Below are 9,578 nucleotides of genomic sequence, written 5' to 3'. Positions count from 1 at the left end.
GATCGGCGGACCAGCACGGCGGCTGCCGCCGCCGCGCCGACGAGTCCGGCGACCGCGAGCGCGGTCCGGCGGGAGGACTTCTTCACCTGTGTTGTTCTCCGATCTGGATGGGTGGCGGGTGCCGGGTCAGATGATGTGCGCGCGGCGCAGCAGCACGGTCGAGGGACCACCGATCAATCCCACACCGTCGAGGAATTCGACGGTGCGACGTGAAGCGCTGCGGATGCGGTCGTGGTAGTGGATGTTGGCCTGCGCCGCGGCCGTCGCCTCGCCGACGTCCAGTCCGGCCGCCGCGTAGACACGCGGATTCACCAGGTTCGTGACGATGAGATACGCGGAGATCCCGAGGTGCATCCGAATCCAGGCGCGGTCGATGCGGGACGCACCGCGCATGCGGCGTGCGGTCTCTTCACGGGCGTATCGGATGTGCCGGGATTCCTCGATGACGTGGATGCGGCTGACCGTCCGGGTGATCGGTTGGACGCGATCGTCGCGCAGGAAGTCACGCTGCATCGCATCGAGGATTTCTTCCGCGAACAGTGCGCCGCCGAACGCGAGTGCGCCGCCGGCGACGGCCTTGAACGCGCGACCGGATTCACGGATCCAGCGGGGCGGGCGATAGGAGGGCACGCCGAAGTGTTGCGCGGAGCGGGCGAACATCGTCGAGTGGCGGCATTCGTCGGCGATTTCGGTGAGGCCGAATTGCACGTACGGAGTGGCCGGGTCGTGCCGGTAGAGGTCGCGCACCAGCATCTGCATGAGGATCATCTCGAACCAGATTCCGGTTCCCGCGATGCTCGCGACTTCGTGCCGGGTGAGGGTCAGTCGCTGGTCGTCGGTCATCCGGTCCCAGAGTTCGGTGCCGTAGAGGCTCGACCATTCGGGGCTCATACCGTATTTGTCCGGTGGGATCGGCGCATCCCAGTCGATCTCGAGTTCCGGATCGAAGGATGATTGCGCGGCGGATTCGAGCAGTCGCGCGGCGGTGGCCTGCCGGTCACCGATATGAAAAGGCCGGGTGAGCGTCACGGCGACCACCTCGTCTCGGATTTTAGCCGTTACTCCGAGTGTCACCATCTTGTCGGCCGGTGTCAAGGACCAGCCGAATCACCAGCGCGGTCGTTGCACTTCCTCCACTCGAGGCCGCACATCCACCAAGTACACACACACCGCGACGACCGCGACGATGCCCAGCATCCCGATGGCTCCGAGGAAGAACAGCACGATCAGCGCTACCGCCAGAATCCCGAGCCACACCGGCTTGGTGAGCTTGTCGACGGCAGGAAACGCTTCCGCCGGCTGTCGCACTGCGTGAACCAGCGCGAACACAGCCCCGGCAATCGCGATGAGCTGCAGGACGAGGACGATCAGGCCCGCGAGAGAATTGACATTCGGCACGCCCCCATCCTACGAGCATCGGCCCCTGCGCACTGTCGCCCAGGGGCCGATGCCGGGGTGTTGCCGTGTATGCCTGCGGTCAGGCGCCGGTGGTCTTGCGCGGGGCCGCCTTCTTCGCGGGGGCCTTCGCCGGCGCCTTCGTGGCGGCGACCTTGGCCGGGGCCTTCTTGGCCGGGGCCTTGACGGGAGCCGTGCCGGACACCGTCCCAGCCTCGTCCGCCACAGCCTCGTCCGTCCCAGCCTGATCCGCCACAGCCTCGTCCGCCACAGCCTCGTCAGCGGCCTCCTCCGTTGCGGACTTGACTGCCTCGTCGACCTCGAGCGCGGCGATCTCGACGCGATCGGCAGCCTCGCCGGCCGCCTCTTCGGCCTGGTCAGCGAACTCGAGGACCTTCAGCGCCGCCTCGTCACCGGCGTCGGCGATGGCGTCGCCGACCTCTTCGGCCGTCTCGGAGATGCGGCCCGCGGCGATACCGGCGATCTTCGCGGCCCGCTCACCGACGGCGCGCGTCTGGCGGGCAACGGTGCCGAGCGCGTCCTCGGTGAGGTCGACGGCGTCACCGAAAGCGGCCTCGGCCCGCTCGATGCCCTCTTCGACACCGGGCTGCTTGCGGAGACGCTCGACGGTCTCCTCGCCACGCTCGGCGAGCGCGGTGTAGATGTCGGACGCGACCTTCAGGTACGCCTCGGCTACCTTACGCAGCTCTTCGGCGCTGAACTTCTCCCGCAGCTCCGCGATCTCCTCGGGGAGTTCGGCCGGCAGGCCGGCGAGGCGGTCGCGCAGGGACTCGACGGTTTCGGTCAGGTCGGTGGGCAGACCGAGCAGCTTCTCGCGAGCATTCTCGACGCGCTCGTTGACGTCGCTCCGGTTGGTTTCGGCGCGCTCGCGCATCTGGGCAACGACATCGGCGACGGCCTGGACGACGGCATCGCCCGCACCGACCGCTGCGTAGAGGGAGGTACGGATGTCGACATTGGAATCGGTCATGTCATTTCTCCTGTTCATCGAGGTCGGTCTCGTGTCGGGCGGCGCTCCCGGAGTCTGTGTCCGGCGCCTGCCCGGGTGGGGCGGACTCGTTCTCGCGACAGAACGAGTCGTAGATGTCGAGCAGAACCTGCTTCTGCCGTTCGGTGAGAACGACATCGGTCAGCAGCGCGTCACGTACCACGCTGTGCGGGCGTTGCTCGAGGATCCCGGCCCGCACGTAGAGAACCTCCGCGGACAACCGGAGGCCCTTCGCGATCTGTCCGAGCACCTCCGCAGAGGGTTTGCGTAGCCCACGTTCGATTTGGCTGAGATAGGGATTGCTGACGCCGGCGAGCTGCGACAACTGCCGCAGCGAGACCTGCGCCGCCTCGCGTTGGGAGCGGATGAACTCGCCGATGTCCTGGGCGGCGGAGTTCACGACGCGCGACGCGAGATCGCTCGGACCGGTGACGGCGGTTCCGTCGCCGGCCGGTGCGTCGTCCGGTGCGACGTCCCCTCGATTCGTGGGCATGTTCTCCAGCATACGAGCGAGTGCTAGCTACAGCAAGCACTCTGCTAGCAAGTGAGGGACCTCACGCGAACATCAGTTGGGACACCGCATAGATGGCCAGCCCGGCGAGCGACCCGACGACCGTTCCGTTGATCCGAATGAACTGCAGGTCGCGCCCGACGGCCAGCTCGATCTTGCGGCTCGCCTCGTCCGCGTCCCACCGCTCGACGGTCTCCCGGATCACCGCGGTGATCTCGTCGGCGTAGTTCGCGGCGATGTAGCGAGCACCGGCCAGCAGCCAGCCGTCGACCTTGCCGCGCAACTCGTCGTCGTCGCGCAGACGCGCCCCGAAGTGCACGACGTTCTCGGCGACCTTCGTGCGCAGGGTGCTGTTCGGGTCGTCGACGGATTCGAGGATCATGCGCTTGGCGGTCCGCCAGGTGGCAGCGGCGAGCTGGGTCACCTCGTCGCGGCCCATGATTTCCGCCTTGACACGTTCGGCCTTGGCGATCGTCACCGGATCGGTCTGTAGATCGCGCGCGTAGTCGGTGAGGAATTTGTTCGCCGCGAGCCGAACCTCATGGGCAGGATCGGACCGGACCTTCCAGGTGAATTCGACGAGTTCGCGGTGGATCTTCTCGCCGAGCAACATGTCGACGAACTTCGGCGACCACGACGGCGAGTCCCGCACAATGATCCGGTCGATCGTCTCCTGGCTGCCCAGCGCCCACTGGTGGGCACGCTCGGCGAGCATGTCGATCAGCGGCAGATGCCGTTCCTCGGCGATGAGTTCGGCCAGCACCCGGCCGAGCGGTGGCCCCCACTCCGGTTCGGCGATGCGCTTGACGATCGTATTGTCGATGACCTGCTGAATGTCCTCCTCGCGCAGCACCGTGACGATGCCACGCAGGATTGTCGAGGTTTCCTGCGCGACGCGCTGCGCGTTCTGCGGCTGCGCCATCCAGCCGCCGACCCGCAGCGGGATCTGCGCGGATTCGATCTTCGCCGACACCACTTCGGGAGCGAGGAAGTTGGTGCCGACGAACGAGCTGAGGCTCGCCCCGAGCTGATCCTTCTTCTTCTTGATGATCGCGGTGTGCGGAACCGGGATCCCGAGGGGATGTCGGAACAGGGCGGTCACGGCGAACCAGTCGGCGAGGGCGCCGACCATGCCCGCCTCCGAGGCCGCGCGCACGTAACCGACCCACTCGCCGGCTCCGCGGCTTTCCTGCCAGCGGCAGAACAGATACACCACCGTGGCGAAGACCAGGAACCCGGTGGCGACCGCCTTCATACGGCGGAGATCACCGCGCTTGGCGGCGTCGTCGTTGCTCAGAAGCTGCACCTTCGCCATTGTGCCGAAAACGCGCGAGTGCCCGCGGGACCTCCGGCGACACGCAGCCGCTCACCGTAGACTGAGCCGACGATCGAAACCGAACGGATGTGCCGACCCAGTGCCCAGCAAGAGCGCGACCTCCCCCACCTCACCCGCCGATTCCGCACCCTCCGATTCCGCACACGCCGAGCAGGCAGCTCCGCCTCAGCCTGCGCCCGCCAAGCAGGACGGACGCAAGCGGCGCTGGCACGAGCACAAGATCGCGCGGCGCGAGGAACTCGTCGACGGCACGATCGCCGCGATCCGGGTGCGCGGCCACGACATCGGGATGGACGAGATCGCCGCGGAGATCGGTGTCTCGAAGACCGTGCTCTACCGTTATTTCACAGACAAGAACGATCTGACCACAGCGACGATGTTGCGGTACGTCGAGCAGATCCTGACGCCGAAGATCTATGCCGCGGTCGCCGAAGACCTCGATGAATACGACCTGACCCGAGTCGCGATTGCCGCATACGTCGAGACTGTCGCGGCCGATCCCGAGGTCTACCTGTACGTGATGAGCAACAGCTCGTCGGCGGGCCGTGACGTGGTCGCCGATTCGGAGCGGATGATCGCCGAATTGGTGGCGACGGTTCTCGGTGAGCGCCTGCGGTCGATGGAGATGGATTCGGGCGGATCGGTGCCGTGGGCGTACGGCGTCGTCGGTGGGATCCAGCTGGCCACGCACTGGTGGATCTCGAACCGGTCGATGAGCGCGGAGGACCTCATCGACTACCTGACGATGATGACGTGGGGCGGCATGACCGGGATCGCGGCGGCGAGCGGCTCGCCGGTCACGTTCAAGTCGCAGCCGCATCCACTGCGTCGCGAGAGCGACGAGGAGCCCGGAGCGCAGTGACACACTTCACGTAACTTTAAGTTACGTGTAAATTGGCAGCATGTCCGAGGGATTCCGTGGCCGTGCCCAGATCGACGTCGGCGGCACGGTGGTCGTCGTCGACGTTCAGCTCGCCGACTGGTTCGATCCGATCAGTGGCAGGCACCGCTGGCGTGGTCGGCTACGCGACCTGGCCGCCGCGCTCGCACCGAGTGATCCGCCGGCCACCGGAACCGAACTGGCCCTGACACTTCTCGGTCCGGACCCACTTCTCGGTCCGGACCGCTCCGCCACGGCGACCGCCCGCGTGACCGACGTCGACCTGTGGGGCAGCCACATGGTCGACGGCCTCTCGGCGCCGCCCTATCGCATCGATCTCACCGACCCCGATCTGCAGGGCGAACTTTTCGATACCGACACTCGTCGCGAACACCACTGACACGACCCCGGTGTGTGGCACGCTTCGTGCCATGCCCGAGAATGACGAGAACAGCCCGTGGTCGATCCCCGCGGTCGACGCGCTCCGCGCCGACCCGACCACCCGCGTCGCAGATATCGACACGAACGCCACCCCCGGATTCGAGGGCGACAAGGCACTCGGCACGCAACTGCTCGAGGAACGCGGCGCATACCTCTCGGGACTACAGGAGAAGCTGTACGCCAACGGCCGGACCGGCGATCGACGCTCGGTGCTGCTGGTGTTGCAGGGCATGGACACGTCGGGCAAGGGCGGAATGGTTCGGCACGTGATCGGACACGTCGACCCGCAGGGCGTCGATCACGCCTCGTTCGGAGTTCCCACCCCGGAGGAGGCGCAGCACCACTACCTGTGGCGGATTTCCAAGGCATTGCCGCGCGCGGGCCAGATCGGGGTTTTCGACCGTTCCCACTACGAGGACGTCCTGGTGGTGCGCGTGCACAATCTCGTTCCGGAGAGCGTGTGGAGCACCCGCTACGACGAGATCAACCAGTTCGAACGCGAGATCGTCGCCAATGGCACCACGATCGTCAAGGTCGCGATGTTCGTCTCGCTCGACGAACAGAAGGAGCGCCTGACCGAACGCCTCGAGCGTCCGGACAAGTACTGGAAATACAACCCGTCCGACGTCAGCGAACGTGCTCTGTGGCCCGCCTACCAGGAGGCATACCAGGCGATGCTCGACAAGACCAACACCGAGCACGCACCCTGGTACGTCGTCCCGTGCAACCGCAAGTGGTACAGCCGCGTCGCCGTCGGCGAACTCCTGATCGACGCCCTCGAGCGGCTCGACCTGGACTGGCCCGCACCGACGTTCGATCTCGAACTCGAGAAAGAGCGCCTGGCGCAGTCCTGACAGACGCCCGCGCCTGACGGACACCCGCGGCCACCGGATCCGGATCGGTGCAGACCCGGATCAGAACAGCTTGGGTGTGACCTCGTGCGCCTTGTGGTCGTGATGAATGGTGCCGCCGATCATCGCCATCGCGAGTCCGACCGCGACGACGGTGCCGATACCTGCGACGACAGCCGGGCCAGTGTGGCCGGATCCGGCCGCGACGAGGAACAAGGCGAGGCTGATGATGGCGAGCAGGGCGAGTCCGTAGCCCATCCAGGCAACGAAGAGATTGAGTTTCATTGTGGAATCTCCTTCCCCGAGGACGATGTCCGAGGCTGGTGCAGCCGACGGTACCCCTCGGTGATGTAGGCCACAAGGCGGCGATGCGGAACAGGACATTCGCATCGGCGCCGCCGGGGGGCGAGAACATGGCAAGTTGGTGTCATGGCGCGCGGTGACGGATTCGACGACGAGGACGAACCATCGGCCTCCGTGTACACACGCAACGACGAAACCGACGCGCAGCGCCTCGACCGGAATTGGAACAGCCTGCTGCAAGAACTGCGCGTAGTACAGACCGGGGTGCAACTGCTGACCGGTTTCCTGATGACATTGCCGTTCCAGAGCGGGTTCGACGCCCTGTCGACGAACGAAAAGATCATCTACCTGATCACCGTGCTCGCGTCGATCGCTGCGACGATCCTGCTCGTCGCGCCGGTCAGCATGCACCGGTTGCTGTTTCGGCGCCGCCGACTGGACCGACTGGTCCTCACCGCACATCGGCTCGCGCTCGCCGGCCTTCTACTCCTCGGAGTGTCACTGACCGGCGTGGTCATTCTCGTCGTCGGAATCGTGGTGAATTCGACCGCGGCGACCGTCGCCGGAATATGCACGGCGGTACTGTTCGTCGGACTCTGGCTGGTCTACCCGTGGCGCTTCCGCCGTGACGCGGCGCGGTTCCCCGAACCCGAGCCGAGCGAGCAACACCGCGACGGGTAGCCCGGCATACGAGACGGGTCACAGCGCCCCGGCCGTCGGCGCGAGCACCTCACCGCTGTAGTAGGACGACATCGTGCCAGACGCGAAGAAGACATAGGACGGGGCGATCTCGTCCGGTTGTGCCGCACGGCCGTACGGGGTCTGTTCGCCGAAGTCCGCGACCTTCTCCTCGCCCAAGGTCGCGGGAATCAACGGTGTCCACACCGGGCCGGGCGCCACACAATTGACGCGGATTCCCCGCTCCCGCAATGCCTGTGCGAGCGAGTACGTCAACGCCAGCACGGCACCCTTGGTCGCGGCGTAGTCGATGAGCGTCTTGTTTCCGCGCAAGCCGTTGATCGACGAGGTGTTGATGATCGACGATCCGGACGGCAGATGCGCGAGCGCGGCGCGGGTGACATGGAAGAAGCTGTCGATGTTCACCGCGAACGTGCGGCGCCACTGCGCCTCGTCGAGGTCGGCGAAGTCGTCGACCGGTTTCTGGTAGGCCACGTTGTTCACCACGATGTGCAGGCCACCGAGCCGGTCGACCGACTCGGCCACCACCTCCCGGCAATGCGCCGGATCGGCCAGATCACCCGGGAGTACATGGCAGTCGCGCCCTTCGCGGCGTACCAGTTCCGCGGTGCGCTCGGCGTCCCGGTCCTCCTCCAAGTACGCGATGGCGACGTCGGCGCCCTCCTTCGCGAACGCGACGGCGACCGCGCGGCCGATACCCGAGTCTCCGCCGGTGATCAACGCCTTGCGCCCTACGAGCAGTCCACGACCTCGGTAGTCGCGCATCTCGTCCCGAGGCGCCTCGGCCATGTCCGCGGTGTCACCCGGGTAGTCGATGGACTGCGGCGCGTGTTCGTGTTTCTGGTCGCCGGTGCTCATGGCCCGCGGATACCCGCAGGCACCCGGTTCACACGCGGTGTCCCCCGGCCGGTTTCCTTCGTCCCCCGGTTTCCTTCGTCCCCCGGTTTCCTTCGTCCCCGGTTTCCTTCGTCCCCGGTTTCCTTCGTCACGGTCTCGGGTATCCGCGTTCATGTCCGTACCTGCATACGCTTCGCTGCCCAGGCCGCGCGGCGTGGTCTCCGATGTGGTGATCTCCCGGCTCACGGCGATTCCGGACGAGTCGCCGTGGCCGCGGCCGCCAACGGATGTGGATCCGTACGGTGACGACGCGCAACTGGCACTGACCGTCCTCTACGAACTGCACTACCGAGGGTTCCCCGGCGTCGATCCCGACTGGGAGTGGGCACCAGGTCCACTTGCTGTGCGGACAGACCTCGAGCGTGCGTTCCTGCGTTGCCTGCACGCCGACGTTCCGGCAGGAACCGATGTCGATGCGACGTTCGATGCGATCTGCCGGGAACCGCGGGACGCATGGAGCGTGTCCCATCACCTGGCGGAATCGGGAACGTGGGCCCAGGCGCAGGAGTATTTTGCACACCGGTCCATCTATCAGCTCAAGGAGGCGGACCCACAGGCCTGGGCGATCCCGCGTCTCACCGGTCGAGCCAAGGCAACGATGGTGGCCGTCGAGTTCGACGAATACGGGGGCGGACGCCCCGATCGGCTGCACGCGCAGCTGTTCGCCGACCTGATGGTCGCGGCCGGCTTGGACGAAACATATCTGGGATACCTCGACCGGGTGCCCGCGCTGACGCTGGCACCGGTGAACTTCATGTCGATGTGCGGGTTGCACCGTTCCCGCGTCGCGATGCTCGTCGGGCAGTTCGCAGCGGCGGAGATGACGACCGGGCCCAGCGCCCGCCGAATGGTTCGGGCGCTGCGGCGCCTCGATGCCGCCGCGCCGTGCGTGCGGTTCTACACCGAGCACGTCGAGGCGGATGCGGTGCACGAACTGGTGTTGCGGCACGATGTCGTCGGGGCACTGCTCGAGCACGATCCGGACGCGGCGCGCGACGTCGTGTTCGGTGCCGCGGCGATCGAGTTCCTCGAGGGCCGGCTCGGCAGCTATCTGCTGGACCGGTGGTCCCGCAACGAGTCGTCGCTGCTCGAGCCCGCCGGGACACGCTGAGCCGCTCGGCCCCGTTCTCGGCTCTTCGCACTTGGTAGGGGCGGGTGCCGATCGACCCCGTTGCCGTGTCGGTGATTGAAAAAGGGCCCGCGCCCTTGTGAGCTGGGTGTTCTCAGGCATCCAGGACAGCAAGGAACGCGGGCAT

General features: G+C 66.5%; 12 protein-coding genes. 5 read left to right on the top strand and 7 right to left on the bottom strand.

What is annotated here, in order from left to right; translation table 11 throughout:
- Positions 1-126 precede the first annotated feature (126 nt).
- From WAX14_RS00150 to WAX14_RS00130, 5 genes are all read right to left on the bottom strand, one after another.
- Positions 127-1,077 carry an AurF N-oxygenase family protein gene (locus WAX14_RS00150; protein ID WP_422626078.1) on the bottom strand — a complete coding sequence of 317 codons (951 nt, stop codon included), beginning with the start codon at positions 1,075-1,077 and terminating at the stop codon, positions 127-129.
- Positions 1,078-1,107: 30 nt separating this feature from the next.
- Positions 1,108-1,398 carry a DUF2516 family protein gene (locus tag WAX14_RS00145; protein WP_422626076.1) on the bottom strand — a complete coding sequence of 97 codons (291 nt, stop codon included), beginning with the start codon at positions 1,396-1,398 and terminating at the stop codon, positions 1,108-1,110.
- Positions 1,399-1,477: 79 nt separating this feature from the next.
- The gene (locus WAX14_RS00140) at positions 1,478-2,386 is read right to left on the bottom strand and encodes a heparin-binding hemagglutinin (protein WP_422626075.1); all 909 of its coding nucleotides are present in this window, start codon (positions 2,384-2,386) and stop codon (positions 1,478-1,480) included.
- Between the two features lies 1 nt (position 2,387).
- Complete coding sequence (locus tag WAX14_RS00135) at positions 2,388-2,897, bottom strand: helix-turn-helix domain-containing protein (RefSeq protein ID WP_422626074.1); 510 nt, start codon at positions 2,895-2,897, stop codon at positions 2,388-2,390.
- Between the two features lie 61 nt (positions 2,898-2,958).
- Positions 2,959-4,230, bottom strand: coding sequence for a DUF445 domain-containing protein (locus WAX14_RS00130; protein ID WP_422626073.1), 1,272 nt, complete (start codon positions 4,228-4,230; stop codon positions 2,959-2,961).
- 241 nt (positions 4,231-4,471) lie between these two features.
- Between WAX14_RS00130 and WAX14_RS00125 the strand changes: the two genes are divergently transcribed.
- The 3 genes from WAX14_RS00125 to WAX14_RS00115 are packed head-to-tail and all read left to right on the top strand — an operon-like array spanning position 4,472 to position 6,426.
- The gene (locus WAX14_RS00125) at positions 4,472-5,113 is read left to right on the top strand and encodes a TetR/AcrR family transcriptional regulator (protein WP_422626077.1); all 642 of its coding nucleotides are present in this window, start codon (positions 4,472-4,474) and stop codon (positions 5,111-5,113) included.
- Positions 5,114-5,153: 40 nt separating this feature from the next.
- Complete coding sequence (locus WAX14_RS00120; RefSeq protein WP_422626072.1) at positions 5,154-5,531, top strand: DUF4873 domain-containing protein; 378 nt, start codon at positions 5,154-5,156, stop codon at positions 5,529-5,531.
- Between the two features lie 31 nt (positions 5,532-5,562).
- Positions 5,563-6,426, top strand: coding sequence for a polyphosphate kinase 2 family protein (locus WAX14_RS00115; RefSeq protein WP_422626071.1), 864 nt, complete (start codon positions 5,563-5,565; stop codon positions 6,424-6,426).
- A 60-nt stretch (positions 6,427-6,486) separates the two neighbouring features.
- On the opposite strand, the gene WAX14_RS00110 is transcribed toward WAX14_RS00115, so the two are convergent.
- Positions 6,487-6,708 carry a hypothetical protein gene (locus WAX14_RS00110; RefSeq protein WP_422626070.1) on the bottom strand — a complete coding sequence of 74 codons (222 nt, stop codon included), beginning with the start codon at positions 6,706-6,708 and terminating at the stop codon, positions 6,487-6,489.
- Positions 6,709-6,852: 144 nt separating this feature from the next.
- Here WAX14_RS00110 and WAX14_RS00105 point away from each other — a divergent pair, with 144 nt between their 5' ends.
- Positions 6,853-7,407 (top strand): DUF6328 family protein, encoded by a 555-nt coding sequence (locus WAX14_RS00105; protein WP_422626069.1) that lies wholly within the window; start codon positions 6,853-6,855, stop codon positions 7,405-7,407.
- A gap of 18 nt (positions 7,408-7,425) precedes the next feature.
- On the opposite strand, the gene WAX14_RS00100 is transcribed toward WAX14_RS00105, so the two are convergent.
- Positions 7,426-8,283 carry an SDR family oxidoreductase gene (locus WAX14_RS00100; RefSeq protein ID WP_422626068.1) on the bottom strand — a complete coding sequence of 286 codons (858 nt, stop codon included), beginning with the start codon at positions 8,281-8,283 and terminating at the stop codon, positions 7,426-7,428.
- 151 nt (positions 8,284-8,434) lie between these two features.
- On the opposite strand from WAX14_RS00100, the gene WAX14_RS00095 reads away from it, so the two are divergent.
- Positions 8,435-9,433, top strand: coding sequence for an iron-containing redox enzyme family protein (locus WAX14_RS00095; RefSeq protein ID WP_422626066.1), 999 nt, complete (start codon positions 8,435-8,437; stop codon positions 9,431-9,433).
- The last annotated feature ends 145 nt before the right edge of the window (positions 9,434-9,578 follow it).

Source organism: Rhodococcus sp. (in: high G+C Gram-positive bacteria) (assembly GCF_049299235.1).
Classification (GTDB): Bacteria; Actinomycetota; Actinomycetes; order Mycobacteriales; family Mycobacteriaceae; genus Rhodococcus.
This window is presented reverse-complemented; position numbering and strand designations above follow the sequence as displayed.

Coding starts and splice junctions, on each gene's coding strand:
- WAX14_RS00150 (WP_422626078.1), bottom strand. CDS start 1,077: ATGGTGACACTCGGAGTAACGGCTAAAATCCGAGACGAGGTGGTCGCC.
- WAX14_RS00140 (WP_422626075.1), bottom strand. CDS start 2,386: ATGACCGATTCCAATGTCGACATCCGTACCTCCCTCTACGCAGCGGTC.
- WAX14_RS00135 (WP_422626074.1), bottom strand. CDS start 2,897: ATGCCCACGAATCGAGGGGACGTCGCACCGGACGACGCACCGGCCGGC.
- WAX14_RS00130 (WP_422626073.1), bottom strand. CDS start 4,230: ATGGCGAAGGTGCAGCTTCTGAGCAACGACGACGCCGCCAAGCGCGGT.
- WAX14_RS00120 (WP_422626072.1), top strand. CDS start 5,154: ATGTCCGAGGGATTCCGTGGCCGTGCCCAGATCGACGTCGGCGGCACG.
- WAX14_RS00115 (WP_422626071.1), top strand. CDS start 5,563: ATGCCCGAGAATGACGAGAACAGCCCGTGGTCGATCCCCGCGGTCGAC.
- WAX14_RS00110 (WP_422626070.1), bottom strand. CDS start 6,708: ATGAAACTCAATCTCTTCGTTGCCTGGATGGGCTACGGACTCGCCCTG.
- WAX14_RS00105 (WP_422626069.1), top strand. CDS start 6,853: ATGGCGCGCGGTGACGGATTCGACGACGAGGACGAACCATCGGCCTCC.
- WAX14_RS00100 (WP_422626068.1), bottom strand. CDS start 8,283: ATGAGCACCGGCGACCAGAAACACGAACACGCGCCGCAGTCCATCGAC.
- WAX14_RS00095 (WP_422626066.1), top strand. CDS start 8,435: ATGTCCGTACCTGCATACGCTTCGCTGCCCAGGCCGCGCGGCGTGGTC.